The sequence below is a fragment of the Umboniibacter marinipuniceus genome (assembly GCF_003688415.1).
Classification (GTDB): domain Bacteria; phylum Pseudomonadota; class Gammaproteobacteria; order Pseudomonadales; family DSM-25080; genus Umboniibacter; species Umboniibacter marinipuniceus.
Genome location: NZ_REFJ01000001.1, coordinates 679,967 through 704,308 on the forward strand (window position 1 = coordinate 679,967; position 24,342 = coordinate 704,308).

The 24,342-nt window shown below is 44.3% G+C and carries 14 protein-coding genes; all 14 read left to right on the forward strand.

Features of this window, described 5'->3' with window-relative positions:
- Positions 1 to 185: 185 nt before the first annotated feature.
- The 14 genes from DFR27_RS03105 (at position 186) to DFR27_RS03170 (ending at position 24,190) form a co-directional block, all read left to right on the forward strand.
- Positions 186 to 1,844 carry a S41 family peptidase gene (locus DFR27_RS03105; RefSeq protein WP_121875983.1) on the forward strand — a complete coding sequence of 553 codons (1,659 nt, stop codon included), beginning with the start codon at positions 186 to 188 and terminating at the stop codon, positions 1,842 to 1,844.
- The gene (locus DFR27_RS03110) at positions 1,844 to 2,224 is read left to right on the forward strand and encodes a hypothetical protein (RefSeq protein ID WP_121875984.1); all 381 of its coding nucleotides are present in this window, start codon (positions 1,844 to 1,846) and stop codon (positions 2,222 to 2,224) included. Before DFR27_RS03105 ends, DFR27_RS03110 begins: the two co-directional genes overlap by 1 nt.
- A 92-nt stretch (positions 2,225 to 2,316) precedes the next feature.
- Complete coding sequence (locus DFR27_RS03115; protein WP_121875985.1) at positions 2,317 to 2,958, forward strand: glutathione S-transferase family protein; 642 nt, start codon at positions 2,317 to 2,319, stop codon at positions 2,956 to 2,958.
- Between the two features lie 148 nt (positions 2,959 to 3,106).
- Positions 3,107 to 3,541, forward strand: a complete 435-nt coding sequence (locus DFR27_RS03120; RefSeq protein ID WP_121875986.1) for a hypothetical protein — start codon at positions 3,107 to 3,109, stop codon at positions 3,539 to 3,541.
- Positions 3,541 to 4,554, forward strand: coding sequence for a S41 family peptidase (locus DFR27_RS03125; RefSeq protein ID WP_121875987.1), 1,014 nt, complete (start codon positions 3,541 to 3,543; stop codon positions 4,552 to 4,554). Before DFR27_RS03120 ends, DFR27_RS03125 begins: the two co-directional genes overlap by 1 nt.
- A 791-nt stretch (positions 4,555 to 5,345) precedes the next feature.
- Positions 5,346 to 5,699, forward strand: a complete 354-nt coding sequence (locus tag DFR27_RS03130; protein WP_121875988.1) for a helix-turn-helix domain-containing protein — start codon at positions 5,346 to 5,348, stop codon at positions 5,697 to 5,699.
- Positions 5,696 to 6,964 carry a type II toxin-antitoxin system HipA family toxin gene (locus DFR27_RS03135; RefSeq protein WP_121875989.1) on the forward strand — a complete coding sequence of 423 codons (1,269 nt, stop codon included), beginning with the start codon at positions 5,696 to 5,698 and terminating at the stop codon, positions 6,962 to 6,964. The genes DFR27_RS03130 and DFR27_RS03135 overlap by 4 nt, the downstream gene beginning before the upstream one ends.
- A gap of 950 nt (positions 6,965 to 7,914) precedes the next feature.
- Positions 7,915 to 8,484, forward strand: a complete 570-nt coding sequence (locus DFR27_RS03140; RefSeq protein ID WP_121875990.1) for a hypothetical protein — start codon at positions 7,915 to 7,917, stop codon at positions 8,482 to 8,484.
- 1,195 nt (positions 8,485 to 9,679) lie between these two features.
- The gene (locus tag DFR27_RS03150) at positions 9,680 to 14,827 is read left to right on the forward strand and encodes an AAA domain-containing protein (RefSeq protein ID WP_170150761.1); all 5,148 of its coding nucleotides are present in this window, start codon (positions 9,680 to 9,682) and stop codon (positions 14,825 to 14,827) included.
- Positions 14,814 to 16,190: a hypothetical protein gene (locus DFR27_RS03155; protein WP_121875993.1), complete on the forward strand. Its 1,377-nt coding sequence runs from the start codon at positions 14,814 to 14,816 to the stop codon at positions 16,188 to 16,190. Before DFR27_RS03150 ends, DFR27_RS03155 begins: the two co-directional genes overlap by 14 nt.
- 268 nt (positions 16,191 to 16,458) lie before the next feature.
- Positions 16,459 to 16,596, forward strand: a complete 138-nt coding sequence (locus tag DFR27_RS12565; protein ID WP_170150762.1) for a hypothetical protein — start codon at positions 16,459 to 16,461, stop codon at positions 16,594 to 16,596.
- Positions 16,597 to 16,655: 59 nt separating this feature from the next.
- Positions 16,656 to 17,822, forward strand: coding sequence for a PcfJ domain-containing protein (locus DFR27_RS03160; RefSeq protein ID WP_121875994.1), 1,167 nt, complete (start codon positions 16,656 to 16,658; stop codon positions 17,820 to 17,822).
- Positions 17,823 to 17,913: 91 nt separating this feature from the next.
- Positions 17,914 to 20,637, forward strand: coding sequence for a UvrD-helicase domain-containing protein (locus DFR27_RS03165; RefSeq protein ID WP_121875995.1), 2,724 nt, complete (start codon positions 17,914 to 17,916; stop codon positions 20,635 to 20,637).
- Between the two features lie 274 nt (positions 20,638 to 20,911).
- Positions 20,912 to 24,190 carry a 3'-5' exonuclease gene (locus tag DFR27_RS03170; protein WP_121875996.1) on the forward strand — a complete coding sequence of 1,093 codons (3,279 nt, stop codon included), beginning with the start codon at positions 20,912 to 20,914 and terminating at the stop codon, positions 24,188 to 24,190.
- Positions 24,191 to 24,342 lie beyond the last annotated feature (152 nt).

Sequence of the window (24,342 nt, forward strand, 5' to 3'; positions counted from 1 at the left end):
ACAGCTATTGCTTTAGTGCCGTGAAAATCTGTTTGAAGCGTATACTCTAGAGAGGCTGTTATAGCGTCAAGAACCTCTTTATACTTTGTATTTACAGCCAAGTAGATGACAGACTTTGTCTGCCACCTAATAACCAGGCACCATCCTGAGTTAGGCTTAAGACGTAAATAAAAACGGATAATAATATGATTAAACATGGATACGGAAAGCCTCTCTTCATCGCACTTCTAGCGAGTTACGCCCTCACAGGTTGTGGCGGCGGAGGAAGAGATAGTGGACCTGATGTGCCACCAAGCGGTGGCGGCGGTTCAACTGGCCCAAGCTACACGCCGGGAGTATTTGAAGACGCTGATAACTTCGTGGCACGTTGTGAGAATCCTCGGACGTTTAATGATATTAATGGTAATCCCTATAATGATCAGGCGGGTTCAATACTCTATGAAAATCACTTCCTGCGCTCTTGGAGTAACGATACCTACCTCTGGTACAATGAGTTACCGGATATTGACCCAGGGAGCTACAATGACCCTGTGGAGTATTTTGAGTTATTAAGAACCGATGCTACCACTCCCTCAGGTAATCCAAAGGATCGCTTTCACTTTACCTATGAAACCAGCGAGTATGAAAAGCTAACCCAAGCGGGTATTTCCGTTAGCTATGGCATTGACTGGGCTTTGGTGAGCTCGTCCCCGCCAAGAGAACTATATATTCGCTATATTGAGCCAGGCTCACCGGCTGATACGTCGGCAGCAAACCTTTCGCGCGGCATAAAAGTCTTGGCCATTGATGGTGTTGATGTTGAAAATGGTAATGATGTTGATGCGCTCAACGCGGGTCTATTTCCGTCATCTATTGGAGAGAGTCATACCTTTACGGTACAAAACATAGGTAGCAGTGATACTCGAGACGTTATGCTTTCAGCCGTTGAGGTAGAAGCGGACCCAGTTCCCATTGTGGACGTTTTTAACACCGGGAGCGGTAACGTTGGTTATGTGTTCTTCAATGATCACAACTTTGTCTCGGAAGATAAACTCGTTGATGCCGTGACCCTGTTGCAAAGCAACAACGTATCAGACCTAGTTTTAGATTTGCGTTATAACGGCGGCGGCTTGTTATTTATCGCCAGCCAGTTGTCTTACATGATTGCCGGACCAGCCTCAACGAACGGCAGAATATTTGACGAGCTTCGTTTTAACGACAAATACCCGAATACTAATCCAGTGACCGGCGAAACGCTCACTCCAACGCCTTTCTATAACGCCACCAGTCAGTATTCAGATAAATATGGTAGTGGCTTCCCGTTACCAACTCTTAACCTTAACCGAGTATTTATCCTAACTACGGGCGGTACTTGCTCCGCCAGTGAGGCCATTATTAATGGCTTAAGCGGCATAGACGTTGAAGTGGTATTGGTTGGTAGCACTACCTGCGGCAAGCCCTATGGCTTCTACCCCACGGATAACTGCGGTACCACCTACTTCAGCATCCAGTTCGACGGCGTGAATAATAAGGGGCAGGGCGGCTACTCAGATGGCTTCACTCCAATGAACGAGCCTATCGCGCCCGGCATACTTCAGAATGGTTGTTATGTGGTGGATGACCTTTCCTACCCATTGGGTGATGTTAATGATCCACTGGTTGCCGCTGCACTGGACTACCGCGTCAGCGGTTCCTGCCCCGTTGTTACCCAGGTCTCCACACGTTCCGGATTGGGTGGGCAACAGGGCTTTACGGTTCCAGCCTCTGGATTTCAGTCCTTTGATACCGGTGGCTTTGGATCAACACAGCATATGATACGTCTAATGACTAACTACACCGATCCATTCAAGCAAACGGAGCAGTAATGAAAAAAATTATTAGTAATCTAGTGCTGCTGATGGCGTCGCAAATGCTGATGGCTTGTGAGCTGAGCACCACGAGTCAGGAGTCGGCGGCGCTAATTCCGGTTCAATCGGAGGAGTCGCTGGCTGAATTGAGGGAGTCAGCCAGCATGCTGTTCGGTGGCCGAGAGATCGCCATTGGCGCCAACGCCTTTGCCACGAGTAACCGGTTGCTGATCCAGCGAGCGGTTATTCGCGCCCCAGATGGCACGGTGATTGACAGTCGAGTTGATGAAGCTCCCTTCATTCTAGAGCTCTGGCTCCGAGAGGGAGGCTGTTATCTACGAAATAAAGAGACCAGTGAGGAAGTGCTTCTTATGGAGGCTGATTGTACGGCTATGTAGCTAACAATCAGCTTGTTGTTTTAGGCGCGCGCGACTTAACTTAGCCCTGCAATTATTGCTATGCTGCCTCGAGTTAAACTAGGAGCCACAGTATGCAACTCATTATAGGCAACAAAAACTACTCCTCTTGGTCGCTACGTCCTTGGCTTTTATTGCACGCTAGCGGCATTGTGTTTGACGAGGTTCACGAGTCACTGAACTCGCACCAACTTAGCGAACGCCTCAGTAAGTACAGCGAAAGCTGCCGCGTGCCGGTGCTGATTGATGGCGATATCAATGTGCACGACTCGCTCGCCATTTGCGAGTACGTAAGCGAAGTCTATCTGCAAGGCAAAGGCTGGCCAAGTGATCTAAAAAACCGTGCACAGGCCCGCGCGATCTGCGCTGAGATGCACGCTGGTTTTAGCGCGTTACGGAGCGAGATGCCGATGAACTGCCGCATGTCTAAAGCCATTAGTATCACAGACGACGCCAAGTGCGACCTTGCCCGTATCGAATCGATCTTTAACCAATACGCCCGCCCCGACACCAACGGCGACCTACGTTTATTTGGCGAGTTCGGTATTGCCGACTGCTATTTTGCTCCTATTGCCTCGAGGCTGAATACCTATCAGATGAAGCTAGCTGGCACCGCCGGTGAGTACGTGAAAGCGATACTCGCGCACCCCTCGTACCAGATGTGGACGAAACAGGCGCTAGAGAATACTGAGATTGTAGTTGAGGATGAGGTGTAGGCCTTTCAGGATTAAGGAGATTGCTAGTCGCCTTCCGCAACCAGTGGCAGGGTTCGAGTGAGCTAGTGAGAGTCTAGATTTCCAGGACCGTACCAAGTGGTCTTAGCAGTTAATTGTGGGTTTCACTCACTTTTTCACGGAGCATTAAATGAAGTCGATTTTCAAGGGATTAAAGTGGCTGATTATCCTCTATTTCTCGATCACTATTATTCTCATTGCACTTTACTCGATGCGCTTAGCGTTGACCGATTGGAGAGAGGCTGCCCGCGAAGATATTAACGCTTGGCATGCCTTGATTTTGCAGCATCACCCGGGCCCGGTTGACGAAGAAAACCCTGAATTCATCGCGCTTATGGAGCATGCGCGCGACGAAGCAATTGCGCTGACCGAAGAGATTGGTTCGCGAGCGGGTTATATCTGGGCCATGGAACGTTACGAGGCGACATATAATGACCCACATTTAGGAGGAGCCAGTATTGGACTTCCTGACAGGTTCCTAGAAAACACATTCACCACTTATCAATGGACTGGATTCTACGCGTCGCTCGATCAGCGTGACAACGGTGAATCGGTAAATCGGTAATGAAGGTGGTCTCTACAGGTGGAGGATTTAACGAGGGTGATATCATTCTCGCCTGCGACGATAAATCGATTACAACGTTGTTAGAGGATACGGTTTTTAAATTCAGAGGCTCGGGTATTACACCGAGAGAAAATGCCGCTGCCCCCTGGTTATTTACTCAGCACGGTAACCCATTTGTTGATGCTCCTATATCCTGCCAGGTTGTGGGGGATGATAGCGCCCGCAGGCTTGAATGGTCTTCGATTGACTCTTCAGGATGGCGTTCCGGTGCGCCAGGACAACAAAAATGGGGCGGCCAATTTGAATATATCAATCACAACGATGTGGCTTGGATCAAGCTCCCAAGCTTCAATAATCGCGTTGCGACGCAATTACAGGCTCTTTATTCTCAGGTTGAGTCAGACCTCGATAAGCTAAGAACAGCCCCCTTAGTTATATTAGATGTCCGAGGTAACGGCGGCGGCAACAGCCAGTGGGGGGTGAAGTTTTCGCAGCTTATCTGGTCTCCTCAATATGTCGAGGCCTATAGACGTTCTTCCGCTTCGTCCGTTGAGTGGAGAGTTTCAGAGGATAACGCAGCGCATGTCGAGTCCTTCGGGCGACTGAACTTAGCGCAAACGATGCGGGCTTCAATTCCGGACGGTGGTGCACTTCTCCGTCAAGATATTCCCCAGCGACAGCCAAGCAGAGATATTGATGCTCCTTTGACCGGAAACGTTATCGTTCTAATGGATTCAGCATGCGTCAGTGCCTGCTTAGATTTCCTCGACTTACTTAGTTCTTTTGAGGGAATTAGTTTCGTTGGCGAAGAAACGAGTGCCGATACAAACTATATCGAGGTTAGACGGACGTTCCTTCCTGGATATCGCTTTAGAGCGGTTATACCAATCAAAGTGTATCGAGATCGTATCAGACCAGATGGCGGGAGTTATAGCCCAACAATCCATTTTCCAAACGATCTAGATCGCGGTAGTGACAAAGCAGTGTTGGATTGGTTGCGTACAATAAACTAGCTAAAGCGTTGGTTACCCGGTTGGTAAGGTAAGCAGTGATTAGGACTGGAAGTCCGAAATCCTTTTCAATCAAGGCCCGTTGTGCAGTGAGCAAAAAATACGGCGCCCTTTAGTTCCAGTGCTTTCAGGCGTTGACTAACTCAATTCTGTGCAATGTATCCCACCTCAAGGGACGCATGATTCAACTCCCAGAAGGGAATTGAATGGAGAGTGATTAGTCTGTCGATATTGCTGTCGATAGGGTCGACTGATAACTGAATTGAGTAGTGTTTTCCGAAGTGGTGCCATTCCTATCATTTAAGGCGAGTGTGATAAAGCTTGCATCATCATTATGCTCAGGCGTTGACTGGTCCCAGAACCCGTCGGTCGCTATATAAACTTCGTCAAGCTCCGCAAAATGAAGTTTCTCAATATCATGTGGAGTAAATCTTCGTGGGTCGAGCTTTTTGCTAACCACCTGACTGTTTTGATGCGAGAGTCGGATAGAAAAGCGCTTGCTCTATGTGTCGGACTGATCCAGTTGATATCATTATCGCTAGGCAACTTTTTTCCAACTCGACAATCTGTAGTGGTTGGTGTTTATTTTTATCATTGGTTTAGGATTTTCTCCATAGTTAAACCCTGGGTATAACTATACGCCATTACGCAAATTGCTAAAGCAATAAATAAGTTGCTTTAGGGGCTTTCTGGATCAGCTTGAACTTAAAGCAATATATTAGTTGCTTTTTGTGGTAGGTGAAACTAATATGTTTCTTTACAGGTAAAAGCAACGCATATGTTTACAGGATGGCATGAATACTCTACTTCAGCAGCTCAAAAAGAGGCGTTTAGATTTAGGTCTCAAACAAAACGACATGATGTTGCGTGTTGGCGTGTCTCGTCAGCAATATCAACGTTTGGAGTCTAAAGGGAACCCACGGCTGGATACGCTCGAATTGATAGCGAAAGGTTTGAATAGCGAGTTAATGCTTATTCCCAAGGAGAAGATCGGGGCTGTTTTCGCCGTTCTTGAAGGTAAATCTGCAGATGAGTGGGAAGCAGGTTCAGAAGGTCCGGGCTCTGGCCAACGAAGCACAACCAAGGCAGCGAGCAAGAAAAGCCTGTCTGATGATCCGTGGCAAGATTTGCTTGGAGATGACTCGTGAGCAACGCTGTAAACGTTATTCAGTTAACGCTCCATGGAGAACTGGTAGGTTATTTGGCTGGTTACCTGAATGGCAGGAACGTACTTATTTTTGCCGATGAATTTAGCAGTAATGCTCACCGCTCGACGTTTAGCTTGATCACCCATCCAGCATTCCCTCACTCTAACAAATTGTTGTCAGAGCCTTGGGCACGAAATCAACGCTTACATCCAACATTATCAAACCTATTGCCAGAAGGGTCGCTACGAGAGCTTATTGCGCAAGGATTAAAGGTACATGTAGATAACGAGTTTCACATCTTCTCTTATCTAGGGGAAGATTTGCCGGGTGCGATTGTTGCCACACCCTTAGGTCCTGAAGATGTACCTGATAATGTAATGTCGCTTATTTCTGGCGGACATAATCGAGACACTAAAGTTGTGAAGTTCGAGAAATTAGAACGAGAAAATAAATTTTCGTTAGCTGGTGTCCAGATGAAGTTTTCAATGAAGGAAAAGGATGGGCGTTATAATCTCTCTAAATCTGGGGATTTAGGTGATTGGATAATCAAAACACCATCGACAAAACATAAAGACGTTCCTGTTAATGAGTTCTCGGCGATGACTCTAGCGTCATTAGTCGGAGTAGATATACCCGAAATTAAGCTGGTTGATATGAGCCAGCTGGATAACCTGCCACAAATCAATTTGCCAGACGAAGCCTTTGCTTTTGCAATAAAGCGTTTTGATCGACAGGAGAGCAATAGAGTTCACATGGAAGACTTCGCCCAAGTGTTAGTGAAGTATCCCCATGAAAAATATAACTCTGCAAACTATGAGCAGATTGGCCGTGTCCTGTACGAGTTTTCAGGCGATGCTTTAGCTGACGTCCAGCAGTTCGCAAGACGATTGCTAGTGAATATCTTGTTGGCCAATGGTGATGCGCATTTAAAAAACTGGAGCCTACTATACGAAGATAAGGTGACGCCGAGACTATCCCCAGCCTATGACATAGTAACAACAAGTGTGTATATCGATGGGGAACGCAACTTTGCTTTGAATTTAGGAAAAACGAAGGATTGGTATGCTGTATCTTTCGAAGATTTTAAGGCATGGTCAGAAAAGTCAGGTATACCTTGGCGAGCAATAAAGCCTCATTTGGAAGATGTAATGGATAAGGCTCGAGCACAGTGGCATTCGGCTATTGCGGATCTTCCGATGAATGAGGCGCACAAACAAAAGTTAATTGAGCATTGGAAAAATCTAAATCAAGATTTTAAACTGTAGACGGTAGGTTGATGGATAGGGCAACTAGCGTTAGGCTGGTTTTGTAATCCCCCCGAGAAAAGAGAGCGGTTTTAAGTAGAGAATTCCATTAAAATTAAGGAAAGGAGTTTTCTGAGAGTAAGTCTAGCTACTTCCAAGGAGTCAAAATCAGTCGAGAGCAAGCTGGCAAAACGTAGTTTAATTGAAGGCGCTAATAATAACGGCTACTTTCTACGCGACTCACCCTCGAGCAATTTAATGTCTTCCTCATCGAGATAGATGCCGATATTTTTGCAGCTATGCTCTACAGATAAAGCGACTACCGAAGCTGATAAAAGCATTACTGAAAGGCCGAGTAGAAATGAGTAGGGGTCCATAATAAAACGCTCTTCCTAGTGTTGTTCTAAGTATAGAGCATCTTGATTCAGTTGCGACAGTGCTGAGACCTCGCCTCATTAATTCAAATTACTTTACCCGCGAAAATTTAAGTTAGATCAACGCTTTGTACCCGCTTGACGAAAAGAGACGCTCTATTAATTTAAGATGGGAGAATACTGTTCTACTGGGGTGTAGCTAAGCGGCGACCTTCTTAATCACTGTCAAAACGTGTCAAAACAGTCCGCACATGTGAAGAATGCTCCATTAGAGGCAACCTATGACGTAGCTAATAGTTGATACAGGAGCCTATTGGTCAGCCTGTGTAACCAGAGCCGATGTGGTTTCTCTGGGCCGGCTAGCTCCTTTACATTTATGCGCTATCGAGGTAGATTAGCTAACGGTTTTTAAAGAAACCATCACCGATTTAAACAGCAACTTGCAGGTGAATAAACATGGCTAAAGCGTTGAGACTCACTAATTCCGGTCAGCATCCTGCTGACACCTTTGGAACCTCATCAGCCTTATTTTATAACGTCAATGATCTAATCATTGTGTAGTCAGCGCCATGTTTGTTACTTCGCTATGGAGGGAACATGAGCATTATCAAGTCATACATTTATAGTCGAATTCGTGAGGTTGGTATTTCTCAAACTCAGCTAGTAGCGCAACTGGGGTATCGAAATATCAACAAGGGATTGCAGCGCCTGGGTTGCTATTTCTCTGACCCTACAGATAACCTAGGTTTTCAAGATCGCCTTCTTTCCATTCTGGGGGAAGACGAGGGTAAATTTCGATTGGCAATAGATCAGCAGGCTAAGGCTTTGAATAAACGGCGAGAAGAAATGGATAGGTTGGCGTTCCGCCCTCATCTGCGCTTTAACCCCGCAAAGAAGTTTAAGCCTCAAGGGTTGATGGCTCGTTGGGGGTTTCATACGGCCAGGGTAATTAAGCTACCTATGGAGTTAGCTAATTTGTCAAAGGATGATGAGCATCGAATGATCGTTGCAGCTTGCCGAGCCCATCAGGATGAGTATCAAGAGATGTGGGCGGAGGGTGGTACTTTCGACTATTACCGTATTTATGGAGAAGTTATTCAGCTAGATCAAAATCTTCAAGTGATCGGCCCGACAGAAAAAGTGACACCTATGATCACCCAGTGGTAGCTGGATAATTCGACAGGTCTCGAGATATTGTTAGACAATAAAAAAGCCCAAAGCTAATAATGCTGTGGGCTTTAAGATACTTTTGGATGTTGCTAGATGCTTGTTTGGTGGAGCCGGGGTTATTGTTGATGGTGCAATAACTTTTTGAAATGTTTCTAAAATTCATTAAATTTACGCCATATGTGTATTAATTGTATGTAAATTCGTTGATCGTGTTTAATTGAGTTTAGTTTGAATCGATCTGAATAGCAATGAATCGGTTTGGGGAGGTTTGACGATTAATCTACCCCAGTCGCCGGTTTCTCTTCTCTACCTCGTTGCGCGATTTTTGTTGACGGCAGGCAGAAAATTTTTGTAGTCTTTTGCGCATAACTTATATTCTTAATTACATAACCATGGACGGTTGCATATTTCTCAGTGCCCAAAGGTGAAAGGATTCTTTTGATTGGGCGTCTTCGGATAATCAATTGTCTTCAACTAACAGGGCTCCTTAAGTGCCATAGAGTATTACTCAGTTGGTCGAGATAACGGCGTAACGTTTTTACTTTCATCGATCTGAAAAGTTGCTTTGGTCGACAGCTTTTAATCTGCAGGGGTGGCCTCACGTGTCCAAAGTTTGCTGGTGACAGCATGCGACCAATACTATCAAACGCTTTGCCCATCTGTGAGTTCACTTCGAAGATTACAGATGATAGCGTTTATTTGATCGTTAGCTTTAAGGCGGCTGTCGGAGTATACAGCGCCAACGGTAGACTGGGTTATCTGATATCTGCTAGTAAGCTTCCTCAAGATAGAAGGCCGATTGTTGAGATTTTCGGTAAGTTCAAAAATAATTTAGGTTTCAGCATGAGCAAAACAGGAATGTGGCAGTATCGGGTTTCTTTTGCGCTCAAAAAGCTAATTGGAAATGTACCGAAACGCGCAGACTATATGTTAAAAATGAACCGTTAAATTACTTAGGGTAGCGTTAGGGTCACTAACCTAGAGACTGGTGATATGCCACATTTGGTGCATCACCAAGTAACTGAAAAGCCTAGCATTGAAGTGTCTCTTGTATGGGGGAGTGGACAATTGTTTTTGTTTCGCTGTGATGACATCTTAGTTGTGATGTGTTTGTGCGGCGCTGCTTGAGATCGCAGCGAATGATTGACAGAACTACGTGATGCTTTGCATCGCATAAGGTATGGAAGCTTTAATGGAAGTAGTTATTTGGGAGGGTGGACTCCACCTCCAAGAAATTGATGCGATCGACGCAATGACAGAAGCGTTTGTTGCTAAGACAACAGCACCAACGAATAGCGTAAAGACTAAGCATAGTTCTATGGCAGCTCAGCTCGGAGAAGCCTTTGGCAAGCCGATTGATGAAATGTTTCCCTGGAAGGGTTACGCCGGCTTTAGATTCGTTGATAGCAAAGGTTTTGAAGGTGAATTCGACTTATTACTTATTACCCATGATCGGGTGTTAATTGTTGAGCTTAAAGATCTAAAAGGCCGAAAAGTAACCTATCACAACGACAAATGGTATTGTGACGGCTTCGAAAAGTATAGATCTCCGGTACGTGTAACCCAGAACAAGGTATATTTGATCAAAAATAAGCTCGATAAAATCAACTACGAGTTTTCTAATAGGAGGACGCCCTGGATCGATTTTATGGTCGTCCTGAGTAACAACAATGATTACTCTGCGCTCCCAGATCAGGAGAAGAGACATGTGATGGGGATAAACGAGTTTTTAAAGTTAGCTGATGAGTCGAAATACAATAAGAGGTTTAACGTTCGACAACCTAATTACGCGCTTAACTCCCAATTCTCAATTTTCGATGATCTTATATCTGGCGATAATGTAAAACCTAAGCATCTATCCGTACAAAACTATGTCACTACTTCTGAAGACCAAATTTTCCCCCTCCCTGGACAGAGTTCTGTTTATAAAGAATACATTGCTACAAGTGAGGCCAACAAAAATGATAAGGCCTTATTAAGGCAGTGGGACTTTGACAAAGTCGGTGACAAAGAGTCGAGAACGCCTGATGGTCGTTACGGCATTATATCCCATGAACGCGATGTTCTTGTTGAAATCAAAAACCAAGCACCAGATTTGTACCGTTATTGTCTTCAGCCTAAAACCAATCCTACAAGTGAAGAAATTACTCGACAATTTCATGAACTCTATGATTTACCAGCGGATCACAAGCGGCTCAACGAGTATATTAATCAGTACGTCGAGGGCTATGACGACTCTGAAAGGATAACGTTGGTACAGGTACTGCTCCAGCAGTTCGCTGATCTACACCAGGCTAATATCGCGCATCGTGATATCGGCGATCATAGTATTTGGCTGTCTCCTAGTAAGAAGGTCTCTCTTTCTAGCTTCATATCATCGTACTACCAGCCTCTAGGGACAGTTGGTCGCAGAAGAGATCTACTAAGTGTGGGGGTTATCCCGCTCCCCGAGGATGACCGCACCGTTGATGTTAATGAGCTTGGAACTCCCTTTCATCGTGATGTTTACGCGCTAGGGGTTGTATCGCAGCTGATTCTGACGGGGCAGCGTGTAACAGTTGATAATATAAATGCAGCATTAGCTGAAATATCAACATCTCGAGAATGGTATAGCAACGTTCTCCAAAAGGCAGTTAGTACTGATCCAGTTGCTCGCTTCAAGAATGCTGCTGAGTTTCGGGATGCATTCACTGAAGCTAAGCCATCCACAGAAACCTATCTACTTCATAAGGAAGAGCAACTTGAAATATACCGTAAGAAACTCAACCCCTACAAAGTCTACCCTGTAGAAGAGGAATTGATCGATAATGACTTCAAAGAAGTCTATATGTCAGGCGATTCAGTTGTCCGACTTTGGAGTGATGTTAGTCCAACCGTAGACCAGCCCCAATTATTTCAAGCGTGTATCGACTTTCTTAGTAAAGCCAGCAGGCTGTCAGCGGTAAATTCGATCTATCTAGCAGCAATCCAGGACTTTGGGATTACGTCAAAAACTAGCCAACTGTTTCTAGTTCAGGAAAATGTAGAAGGTAAAACATTAGCTAATTGGCTTGAAGATGAACAAACCATCGAAAGCAAAAAGCAAGTCATTGATCAAATTGTTCGCGGTATCGAGTATCTTCATGGTATTGAGGTTTTTCATGGCGACTTGCACCCCGGAAATGTCATTGTATTGGACGACGGAGACGGTCTATCGGTTCGTTTTATCGACTATTTGGATTTCGTTAAGTCCGGTGAAAGAGTTAGAAATCACCGTTATAGCCCAACCAATATTGACTCAGCTAGCGAATCTTCATGCGATATCTTCGCCGTAATTCGTATGTCTGCAGAGATCTTGGACATTGATTGGGGCTGTATTGAAACTTCGACCGAGGAGTATCCTGAATTAGTTTCTGCCATTAACCAGGAGCAACAAGGGGTGGGTTCATATCTGTCATTAGATAGATTTAAACAGGCAATTGAGATCGAGTTTACTGATAGCGCTGACCTTAATTTTATCAATATTATCACTCGCTCTGACGACAACCGACCTGACGCCTGTATTCTTCCCGATAACGAAGAGCTGTTTATTCATGTTGAAGCAGCGAAGTCTAAGGGGGAGGTGAAAATACATTTTTCAGGTGTAGGTGGAAGTATCAATATTTTTTACATGCCTAAGTCCGGCATTGCTAAGGGAAATGCCCCTTTTCATGACAGTGACACTGCTAGCGCCTGGGAGAGAAAGAATAGCCAGCTGGTTACAAATTCGAAGCTAAAGGTTAGCTTTGATAAATATTCTGACTATTCAGAGCTTAACGACTTCCTCTCTACATTAGACGGCTTTAACGGAATTGCAGAATCTGTACTTCGAGAGAAAGAAGAAGCTAATCGTGAGCCAGATGAGGACGAATCAGAACCTGATCTCGATATTAAAGCCCAAGAGGCTCCCTCTTCCATCAGTGGAGATAACCGAACTGGGAAGCCGTCTGTTATTGAAGGATCAAGTACTAAGGTAGTAATCAAAAGGAAAATTCTTAACCTAGGGTTAAAGTCTCCGGGGGTTGGGGTCGAGAAGAAGTTAAGGCCAAAACCACAGAAGATATGGCGTTCGATGATTGACACTGAAGTAGATGCTCTACCTACGATTTCGCTCACAGCGAAGCCAGACTTCTCGCCGGAACATGGCCAGACAAAATTACAATACGTCACTAGCTCTAATTTCATGGACAAGTTCTCTCATGATGATGAGGTTGAACTAATAAGAAAAGTCGACGACAAGATTTATAGCTGCGGAAAGCTCGACATAAAAGAGAGCAATAATAGGTTTCTATATGTAACTTCGATAAGTTCGAAATCCCAATTCAACATTGATGATACTTTATATCTTCGAACCAACTCGGAGCGCTCATCATTTACCAGACGTAAGAAGGCTGTTGATCGAGTTCTCGATAGAACGAGCGTCATCCCCGATTTGGTTGATTATTTTGGCGACTGCAGCGCTGATAAAGCTATCGAGTATTCAAAGCCTCCCACCGATGATGATTTTTCTGTTTATGATCGCGATGATGGTCATGGCGGCGTTATTTCACTCAATGAAAGGCAACGAGCTGCATTCTCTAAGCTTGTTACCACAGGGCCGGTTTCATTGCTTCAAGGCCCGCCAGGCACTGGAAAGACAGAGTTTATTGCAGCATTCACTCATTATCTTATTAGCAAGGAGGGGGCAAGACACATTTTGCTAGTGAGTCAGTCTCATGAGGCTGTGAATACGGCTGCCGAGAGGATTCGTCAGCATTGCTCCATGCATAGCACTGATCTCGATGTGGTGAGGTTCAGCAATCAGTCATCTAATATTTCGTCGGGCTTGGTGGATGCTTACTCGGTGTATTTGATTGAGGAACGTTTGGCGGAATTTCGAGCACAATACGCTGAGAGGCTGTATTCACTTAAGGAAGCTCTGTGCCTACCCAAGGAATATCTTGAAGCGGTAGTGGAAAAAGAGTTAAGTTTGAGTAAGCGCATTAAGGTCCTTTCACAGGTTAAGTCTGACGTGGACAGCATGCATATCGACAATCCTGATAGAGAGCGATTATTTCAAGTAGCTAACAATATTAGGCTTCAGATTACAGCCCAGTGTAGTGAACAATACGGTGTTTCGGTGGAAGATCAGTCCACGCAAGAGATTCACAAACTGGTTAATGACAGTATTGCAGCCAGATATGGAATCGCACCCAACGAGTCCAATCGTGTGAGACTGATGATTGCCCTTATGAATGATTATCAAGAGCGCTTAGATACAAGCCCTGGAAGCTATGAAGAGTTCTTGGCTCGTTCTAGAACCTTGGTTTGCGGAACTTGTGTAGGAATGGGGTTGGGCCATCTCTCTGTTCGAGACAACCAGTACGACTGGGTAATCATCGACGAAGCAGCAAGGTCTATTTCAAGTGAGCTCGCCATTGCCATGCAGTCTGGTAAGCGTGTTCTCCTTGTTGGTGACCACAAACAGTTACCGCCAACTTACCAGGATGAGCACAAGGTAGAGCTATCTCGTAGCCTCAAGATCAATAAGAGTGACCCCGACTTCGATTGGGTTTTGAAAAGTGACTTTGAACGTGCTTTTGAGTCTGAATACGGACAGGCTGCCGGAGCCAAGCTTTTGATTCAATACCGTATGGCAGAACCTATAGGAAACATGGTGTCTGACGTTTTTTATGATTCAGAATTGAAAACCGGAAGCCGACATATTCCCGACATATATAGAGACCAATGCCCTCAATTGTCAGCCCCGGTAGCTTGGCTAGATATTAGCCCAATCGGTAGCTGTGCGAGAAGCCAGCAAGACAACAATCACAGCAGCTTTAATTCCGAAGAAGCTGAACAAATCATTCATTTGCTAAAACAAATCGAGGAAAATTCTGACTTTGTAAAAAGTCTTGCCGAGGTTGCTGGTGACGAACCTGCAATTGGTGTTATCTGTATGTACGGCGCACAGAAACGCCTTTTGTTCAGAAAGTTCAATGAGCAAATATGGTCTGACGAATTTGTGGATATGGTAAAAATTGATACTGTTGATAGCTATCAAGGCAAGGAAAATCGTGTGATTATCGTATCAACGACTCTGAATACCTCTGATAAAAATCCAAGGTTTCTTAGGGTTCTAAATCGAATTAATGTTGCATTGTCCAGAGCAATGGACCGGCTTGTGATCGTTGGTGCTACAGATATGTGGAAGGGAAAGAATAGCCGATACCCCCTTGGTAAAATCGCTAATTACATGCAAGAAAATCAAGGTGCAGATTATTGCTTTGTTAAAGCGAAGCCAACTCAGTCTAAAGGTAGGGGTAAAAATGTTAAACGATAATCAGTTGGCACTTATTCCTATTGATATCTGCGTGCCTGTTCAGGTATTTCGGGCAGATTACACAATAGTTCAAAATAACCAATTGCCCTTTGTCAGGGAGTTTATTCTTAGATTGCTTGAGTTAAGCAATATGACAAAAGATCAAATTGGCAAGTTTATGGGTTTTACTGAGAAGGAAACGGAGGTTGCTTTAGGGCAGATGATTAACCTTGACGAAATTCAAGTCAATGACAAAGGGAAATTCCAGCTGACGCCAAAAGCCCAGGGCTACTTTAGCTCACAGCAAGAAAACCGGCCTAAAACGCAGTGTCTTGAGGACATTCGTAAAGAGTTTAGATTTGACTTACTAACGTTCTCCTATGTTAAAAGCAATGAGAAGGTTGGAAGTGCTACGAGTGCTATACGCATCTACCCATCGACTGAGGCAATATCAACATCTGGCAAATCTGCCAAGTCTGCTTTCCAACGCTATTTTCACCAGATTCACGAGGAGGAAGATTTTAGATATCTAACCATTGATAATCCAGATCTTTACAAGATATCCAGTTTCAAAAAACAGTCTGAAAAGTTTCAGCGCTTTAATCAGGTGTACGGTCTAGACACCGATCGAAATAGAGTTGAACCAATTCAGAGCCCTGACTTTCTTTCGAAAGAAGAGGTGGTCGCGTTCCTGTCAAAACATCTGAGGGATAACAGGCCTGCCAATAATCACCGAGAGATTGCCACTGTCTTTGATAGTTTTGACTATGAGTTTGGCGTGTCGTCATTAAAGCGGGGCTATCTCGATGTTGCAGAATACGGCATCGAAGCTAGACGATCTGTTCTAAGTGGGGACAAGTATAAGCCTCTTGTTGGCTCACTTATCCTTAACGATAACTGGTCCATTTTTGAGAAGCAGCTGGATGCAGCTATTAATGCTTCGCCTAAAAAGTCCGTTAATGTTACATGGATCGCGCCTTCTGATGGTTACTGGGCGAAATCAGAATATCAGTTGCAGCACTTTAAAAACCTGTCTGCCAAGAAGAAGGTCAATCTTGAAGTTTTTCTGCCCGTACCTCATAGAAAGGACAGAAAAGTTCGCAAGGGTTATATAAACCAATTCCGGCCGTTGAAAGAGAGCTTACGCGGTTTTGTTGAGGGTTATCTTAAGGGCTGCGGAGAGGTGGTGATCATCAATGATCGTGCTGCGTTTGTTATGTGTTATCTCTATCAAAATAACGACTTTCTGCCGATCCCTTTTGGTTTTCTAACCGAAGATCCTCATGTTATTTCCGAATTGATTTCAAGTTTTAAAAGTTACTTGTCGCAGCTCGATGGAGAGTTTGAATCACGAGATTTAGGCTCGTTGCACAAACTAAAATAATCTCCTTGAACTTACAAATTCAGAAATGCTATAGCTTAATCTATGAAGCTATAGCATCAATCGAGCCGATGCCATGTTTTTTACAGGTATCTTCAGCTTTACGCCCTTGATCTGCTTCGTTAAGAATCGAAACGATCTGTGTTTCGGTAACGTTTTGATTTTCTTCATCGTAGTCTCTTGAGGGTTATCATCTCAGAGAACTCTAATTACGTTTGTGTCATCTTAAGGGAATCGGACAATAACCATTAATACAAAAAGGATTATTTTTATGGAACTCAAAACTTATATGGCCACGTCTTTAGACGGCCAAACAGTAATCGTAACGGCATACACAGAAACCGAAGCGCGAGAAAAAGCGGAAGAGCAGCTTGGTTGGGGTAACGTTTACCAGTTTTCAGAAATGTGATTTGGTGTTAACGTGTTCGCAAATAAAAAATGATTAGTCACACAGCCAAGGAGTAGGTAGTGTCGATTGCTGTAGTCGAGCCCGATATTTGTTGTCAGCCAGATGGAAACCTTCGAATCGATTGGACGAACGTCCTAGGTTTTCGTTGCGTTAATATCATTAAACCATGGTGCGGGTTTCTAGAGGGATTCGTCGAAAATGACGAGGAAGAAATCGATCCCGTTTATGTTTTTGATTTGCCCATATCGCTTCATGAGTCTCGTGATAATCCCGATTTGGCAGATTGGTTCAATACCATCCCCGAAGATATTCTCAATCGTTGCAAGGCGCTGCCTTCTATCCAGCTGTTTGTGTTGTACTGCGCGTGTAAAAGCCGCGATGCATCCGATCTACTGGTGTCGAATCCGGTGCTCTTATATCTATGGGCAGCCGCGCAACATAACGATTTAAAGAGCTACCCCGAAGATATCTCGGCGCGGCTTTCGCTGCTAAAAGCAAAGCAGTATCAGGTGTTACAGCAAATCGCGCCCGACGCGCCCAAAGCCTCGGTTAAGCTACTTAAACGATTAACACCTAATTCCATTTCTCGCCTCGATCGCAACAAATTACTGGTCATCTTACAAAACCAAAATCTGGTTTCCAAGCTGTCGCATCAGCGCGATTTAAAGGGCATGCATTTCGAAATTGCAGACGCTTACCCATGGGCGCTAACTCACGCCATAAGCGATATTTTGGCGAACCTGACGCGTGACGAACGTCGGATTGTCAACGATACGATTGCGATGAGTAATGGCGGAGCCATCCCGGTACTTGTGAGGTGCACTACCTGGCCTGAAGTCGTTGCTTGCCACGATCGTTGGGCGCGTCAGTGGACTAATCGCCGTCGGTTTCAGGCTAAGTTACTGCGCGACGACAATGGAATGGCGATTCCGTTTCCACCGCCGCCAGTTAAGCCAAGCGGCCTGATCAACTGGCTATCGACGCCCGAGGAAGTTATCGATGAAGGGCGAGCAATGCGACATTGCGTTGCGTCTTATGCGCAACGAGTTCAGCGCGGCGAATACGCCCTGTACCACATGAGCGAGCCTGCAAACTTAACTATTGGATTACGACGATCTGTTGCTGGTTGGCAGCTAGACCAAGTGCGGGGTATTTGTAATCGCTTGCCTACCAAAGAGGAGTTGGAGGCGATTGATGAGTGGTTTTTGGGGAATAAGAATTGTTAGCAATATGTGCAAAAATGTTTCGGACGTGTCGGAAGTTGCGGGCGATCAAGTGTAAAAAGACCTCTATCTCGTTCGTAAAAGAGGAACTAAATTGAAGAATTACGCGATCAACATTGATGGTTGTATAAATATCCTTAACGACGCTTCAACAGCGGCGAAGCATTTGACTGAGATGCTCAAGGATGACGCAGTAACTCTCAATGAAAAGCTCAAGATTTTAAATCGTCATATTATCAAGATCGTTACCATGAAAGAGCTCGCTCGTTTTTCTGAGTTTTGGTTCAAACATAACTCGTCGGAGAACGTTAAGTCCCTTGCTACGCGTCTGGCTTCTAAAAATAAAAGCGATATGGCCGTCAACCTTCTAAACAATATTGGTCTTTCAAGAGAAGCCGATACTCTCCGCGAAGAAATTTTCAAATTAAATAAAAACAAGGATTTGGATAAAAAAAGATTAGAGCGCCTGAATCAAATTGACGAATTATTCTTGGCAGATCAATCCGGAATCAGACGCTATTTAAGCGATGATCTACAAGTTTTAAAACGTCATTCCGATCTCCCAATCTCTCGCCGAATCGACGCGACCAACTTTAGCTGGTTCTTGACTAAGAGTTACGGCACTAAGATTTACGGTGATGTTTTGGAAGTTGGAAAATTACGTTGTGGTAAGTCTTATCGGCTAATGCACTGGGCAGATCTAAGAGCTAAATATATTCTGACTCGATCCTTAGGCGAAACCGTTAGTCTAGGAGTCATCGATAATGCTGTTGAGGGCATAGGTAGCTTTATCCCGACTTCGTCTCCAGAGCTAGATTTAAAGACTGTACAGTACTTCAACAAAGAAGGGCGATGGTATTATCCTAGTGCGTTCGAGCTACTGAGCGGTGAAAATAACTCCGAGATAGAGTCGCATCGATTTACGTCCTCTATTCTGGGAGATTTTGGCGAAGTTATTCCGACGCCAGCCCAAGCTAAGGCCATATATTCACCGGGCAATATTATCATTGACGGGCCTGCGGGAACTGGAAAAACAACTAGTATCTTGCAGAAAGTACGCATTGAGTGTGCGCAAAATGGGGTTCGCGCAGATCGTGTCTTGGTTGTTGCTAAGCACGATGGTGTTAAACGGCAGTTCTTGAAGTTACTGGAGGAAAATCGTGTAAACGACGTCAGAGTTGTTAGCTTTAAGGAAGCCAATAACGAGAGAACTAGTGCATTTTTAAATTGTGACACCGCGTTGATTGCGAAGCTTAAAAGCAGTGCGAAAAGACTGGTTGATGAGGTGGCTTCGATTAGAGGCGAGCTAAGCGATTTCTCACGTGACAACGTCACAGAGACTAGTCCGACAGTATATAAAAGGGATGATATATTTGGCCTAAAGACCCTTCGTGCAATAGATCTGAGCGATGAGTTGATAAGGTCAATTGAAGATACCAGGTTGGAGCACACTGAGTGGATTAGGTTAAGAAATATGTTGGCGTCCCGACGTAATCATCTGCGTCAGGAACATCTAAAGCAACAAGTCAAGGAAGCATTAGAGAGCGTAGTTTTGAAAAGAACTGAAATATCTACAACCGTAGCCCGGGGCAATTTAGTTGACACTTTAGTTCTCTCTCGTTGGTCTCTGACCTTAACGCCTGCAGACAAAGATAGATCTAAAGAGCTCGATGCACGATTATTTTCGATAAACACGAACTATGGGAGTAACCCAGACGCTGTCGCTATTGAGAAGCAACTAGCGCACGATGCCATAGATTTTCTGGTGGATGTATCTGACTCACAAGAGGAGGCAATGCTTAAACTTCTCTTTAATAACTTCAGATTCGAGGATTCTCTTGACCACGTGACAAAGAATATAGACCAAAAGGTAAAAGAGGACTTGAATGAGTTAGACACGACAACAACAGAACAGAAAGAGAAGCACAACAAGGCGTTTAAAGATTCTGAGGATGTTTTACGAGAATTTGAGAAACAACTTTATTCTCTTAGTAACTTAAAAGCATTTGCTGGGGATTCCGAACGAGCATGGGTTATTAGCACCTACATTGACAAATTAATCGATCCGTCGCTTCTGAATTTCGATTTGATGATAATAGATGAAGCGCAAGATCTGGATGCTCGTATGATTGAAGCTTTGGCTCAGCGCGCCAGGTGCCTGATGTTGTCTGGTGATGAGGCGCAGTCAGAGAACGCTGATGGTTTACACAGGTGGGCCAACTTAATTACACCAGAATTCTTCAAAGACGATCGTCTTGAAATTCATTCTCTCAAGGTTAATTTCAGGCAGTCTTATGAGTTGGGTGCATTCAATCACAACTTTAGGCAAGCACTATTGAATCGAGATTTTGAAGATATTCGGAGCGAGTACTTTGATAACCAAGCAGGTTATCCGCATCCTGAGCTAAAAGCAGTGAGTTCGACATCAGAACTCTTGGACGTGATCAATGAGTTGATTAAGTTTGCAAAAGAGTCTTTAGACGAGATTGTACCAGTAACAGTTATTTATGGTTCATTGGGGGAGCGTGATGCCCTTTTGGGTGCGCTCAAAGGCCTGAAAGTGGAGTCTGAGACCAATCGTTTGGATAGTTTTGATTACGTCCCGGATGTGATTCTTGTGTCGTCAAGCGAAGTCGCAGGTCGCAGTTTTCCGGTTGTGTGCTTTCGTTTAGAGTCTTCGCTACCTCTAGCAACCACCTACATACGAACGTCGCGCGCAACCGTAAAGCTGGTTATGTTCTGTGATGATATTTGTGTTCTCCCCCCTCCTATAGTAAATCTTCATAGTGAAGGGCTATTAAATATTTGTGGATACTAATGTAATTCGCTACCTGAAATAGCTACATTTCTTTGGTTGTAGTTGTGGTTACAGGGAGTTGGTAAAATTACATTAATATTTGAAGCAACGCTAGCGCGTAATAATGCTGATCGGAAGGCTCCTTCTTGCGATTTAGCTCGCCGAGGGCGCTAACACATTCCGTGAATGACAACGCATCATAAATCTGTTCTGATGATAGTTCGCTAACAAGTCTTACTCTATTTTGTCGCCACTAAGTAAGAATGAGATAAATATTTTATACTGCAGGAAGCTTATGGAATCTTGTTTTATCCCCATCAAAGAATATTACGCTGATGCCTTCTCAATACTTCAACAAGCCGAAACAAGCTATTCGGAAGGTAGGTTTCCGCATTGCTGTAATGACACAAGAAAGTTTCTCGAGATAATTCTCGATGCGGTCTTCGAAGCGAAAAAACTTGCACCTAATAAAGGTAGCTTGAAACTTAACGATCGAATTGCTCTCCTTAATAGTGTTTTGCCGAATTCGTGGGTGATTCGTGATATACGTAGAATTCAAAATATTGGCAATCGGGGCAGTCATAGCAATGATCTTAAAGAGTCGGATGCTGTGGCCGCACTTGAGTCGGCTTTCGAGGTTTGCCTGTGGTCGCTTGAGGTAATCGAGGGTGTTCAGGTTTCAGTTCGTGATTATGTTTTACCTAAGCTCGCTAAAGACATCTGGTCGTTTGATTCGGTTGAGAAGAGCGCACATTCTAATGGAGCTGAAGCCTATGGTCATGTGACCTTGAGCCATGAACAGAAAAAGTTGGCTGAGTTATTCACAGGTAAACATTTTCTTAATGCCCCTCCCGGGACAGGTAAGACACAGTTACTTACTGCTCGCTTATCGAATGCAATTAGTAGATTTAATGCTGAAAGAGTCATTTGCTTAACTTTCACTAGCAGGGCTGCTCAGGAAATGCGCAATAGAATGCAGTCTGTCCTCAATAGCGAATCAGTATTCATCGGTAACATTCACGCTTTTTGTCTAGAGAAAATTACAAGCGCGCACGAGGGTAAAGGTGCTCTCTTTAATAACCCCTCGATACTGGATGACACTTACCGCGAGGAATTTTTTGATTCGGCTTGGGCGATTGCGATCAACCAAGACACCGCACAGCAAGAGGTAATGACTCTTCCGGAACAGATCCGAGAATGGCTAGAACTTGAGCTTGGCGCTTCAACGACTCCCGAGGGAATTTACACTCCGGCCGATATTGAGGAGTCGCAAGAGAGTTTTCAAAAGATTAAGTCTACTTCTTTGAGGCTAGTTGTGCCTTTTGTGCTTTTGAATCACTCCGAAGATGGCGATTTACACGAACTAGCGCTATTCGATTTCAAAAAACAGATTCGAACGTTATTCGCTGAGATAACTTCGAAGCGTCTTGTAAAAAACTTGAGCCTAGAATACTTGGTTAGCTTGATATGGCGATGTTTACTCGAGTTTTCACAAACGAAGGAACGCGTAAACAGCTTGGATTTCGACGACTTGATTGGATTCGGGTTAATTAATGTTCGTGGTTTACAGTTAGCTTACGACTGTATCCAATTGGATGAAGTTCAAGATTTGAGTCCCTATCAGTGGATGCTAGTTAGCAGTATTTCGTCGTTGAATACCCATGTGTTTGTTGTAGGGGATACTGAGCAATCGATATACGGCTTTATGGGTGCCGACACCGAGTTGTTGAGAAAGTACACTGCGGGTTTTGAGGCTCACCGCCTAACTCAAAATTTTCGGAGCACTCCCGGAATTCAATCGCTTCTGGAGCGATACCGAGAGGTTAACTTCGGAGTTAACAAATCGGAATCTGGGGAGTTTAAAAGTCACCAAAGTACGAGTAGTTCAACCCTTCTTTTGGGGGTAGAAGATAATGTAAAAGAGTATCGGCTAATAGCAGACGCCGTAGAAAAGATTTTCAGGGAGGAGCCGACTAGGCAAGTTGGAGTTTTATGCCGTTGGAATAATAGCGCTGCAGAACTATCCCAAGTTTTTAGGGATAATGGTTTCAAAGTTTTTCTTATCGCTCAAAATGATTTCATGCAGCATTCACTTATCAGGGATTGGGTAAGTGTTTTAAGAGCCTATGCGGGACAGGGTACTCGAGTCGATTGGTATAGAATTGTTTACCGATTGAGTAAATCCGCAAGTTTTAATGTCGGCCGCCGGGAGGTAATCAAGCTTGTCGATAATCTGTATTCTAAGAATATCGCTCCAGATGAGGTTGTACCTTTTTCCATTTCATCTAAAAATATTCAGAATACGAACATATTCGAATATCGTTTGAGGAGTCTCGTTGATTATGCGACCGACAGTAGTAAAGGCGTTGTTATTTTCGACACAGAGACAACTGGGCTTCAGTTCGAGAGTTCGGCCGTCATTCAGCTTGCCGCGGTGAAGTACGTTAACGGCCTTAAGGTTAGCGAGTTTAACGAGTATATTTACCTGCCTGATGACATGACAGATGAAGAACTTGAGAGTTTTACCGAGAGTCAGAAAGTCCACAAAATAAGCAATGAGGTTGTTAACTTACATGGGCGGCCATTGGAGCAAGTCGTCGACAGCTTTTTTGAATATGTTGAGGGATGCGCGATAGTCGCACACAATCTGCCGTTCGATCTCACAATGTTATCTAGAAACATCGGTAGCCGACTCAATTCATCGGATCGACTTGAGTCTCTTTTTAATCGGGCAGGAACGCAGCCAATGTTCGATACGTTAAAACTTGCGCGTGAGCTTTACCCAGGTTTAGAGAGCTATAAGCTTGAGAGTTTACTATCGCATTTTCGGCTAAGTGGAGTTAATTCTCATAATGCTCTCGATGACGTCTTGGCAACTGGGGAGCTCCTTAAGCAGCTTGTGCATGACATTTCCTCTCGTTTAGACTCCATTGATAGTACTCTTGATAGATACGCTAACGTAGTAAGGGTTTTTCAACGAGAATGGCAAGAGCTTCGTCGTCAGTTGTGGTCGATCGATCGTGGAGGGCGACGAGATGGAGTTACGACACTTCCAGAATTATGCGACGTCTGGATGAACAGTGTTCTGGACCCTTCGAAAGCGTGGTATTCGTCGCAAGCTGAAGTTGTTCGCTTAGAAGCCGAAGAAAAGCTTTATCCATGGATACGCAGAAATATGGGAGAGAAGGGAAGAGTTAGCGAACTTTTGAATAAGTACTCTTTAGAAATTGGAACGCTCAAAGAGTCGGACTTAATTGACGCTGAGCATGATAAGTTGGTCATTAGTACGATTCACAGGTCAAAAGGACTGGAGTTCGGCACGGTTATTCTTCCTATGTGTGTAGACGGGCAGTTTCCGGGGTGGAGGCCAGACGGCTTTTCGCAGCGAGAGCGAGAGCTTGCGGACGAAGAGGACAAGAGACTGCTATACGTTGCAATGACACGGCCGAAAGATAAATTGATAATAACCTATCATCGTGTTTTCCAATCCAACTGGGGAAATAGATATCCCAAAAAACTTTCGCCCTATCTAGCAAGTCTGATCGGTGATTTCGACTATCGAAGAGAGTTCTGAAATAGATTTGCTTATCGAGCTAAGGTGTAAACACATAGTAGTTGTCATTGACTTTAATCGCGTGAACACCTCCCTCATATCTCTCCTTTAGGAGCGAGTCTAAAAGCTTACTAGCCTCAAGAGACGACGTAAAGATATAGTCGGGCTTGAGC

Bases quoted from the DNA above. Each gene is read 5' to 3' on its own strand.
- DFR27_RS03105 (WP_121875983.1), top strand. From the start codon at position 186: ATGATTAAACATGGATACGGAAAGCCTCTCTTCATCGCACTTCTAGCG.
- DFR27_RS03110 (WP_121875984.1), top strand. From the start codon at position 1,844: ATGAAAAAAATTATTAGTAATCTAGTGCTGCTGATGGCGTCGCAAATG.
- DFR27_RS03115 (WP_121875985.1), top strand. From the start codon at position 2,317: ATGCAACTCATTATAGGCAACAAAAACTACTCCTCTTGGTCGCTACGT.
- DFR27_RS03120 (WP_121875986.1), top strand. From the start codon at position 3,107: ATGAAGTCGATTTTCAAGGGATTAAAGTGGCTGATTATCCTCTATTTC.
- DFR27_RS03125 (WP_121875987.1), top strand. From the start codon at position 3,541: ATGAAGGTGGTCTCTACAGGTGGAGGATTTAACGAGGGTGATATCATT.
- DFR27_RS03130 (WP_121875988.1), top strand. From the start codon at position 5,346: ATGAATACTCTACTTCAGCAGCTCAAAAAGAGGCGTTTAGATTTAGGT.
- DFR27_RS03140 (WP_121875990.1), top strand. From the start codon at position 7,915: ATGAGCATTATCAAGTCATACATTTATAGTCGAATTCGTGAGGTTGGT.
- DFR27_RS03150 (WP_170150761.1), top strand. From the start codon at position 9,680: ATGGAAGTAGTTATTTGGGAGGGTGGACTCCACCTCCAAGAAATTGAT.
- DFR27_RS03155 (WP_121875993.1), top strand. From the start codon at position 14,814: ATGTTAAACGATAATCAGTTGGCACTTATTCCTATTGATATCTGCGTG.
- DFR27_RS12565 (WP_170150762.1), top strand. From the start codon at position 16,459: ATGGAACTCAAAACTTATATGGCCACGTCTTTAGACGGCCAAACAGTA.
- DFR27_RS03170 (WP_121875996.1), top strand. From the start codon at position 20,912: ATGGAATCTTGTTTTATCCCCATCAAAGAATATTACGCTGATGCCTTC.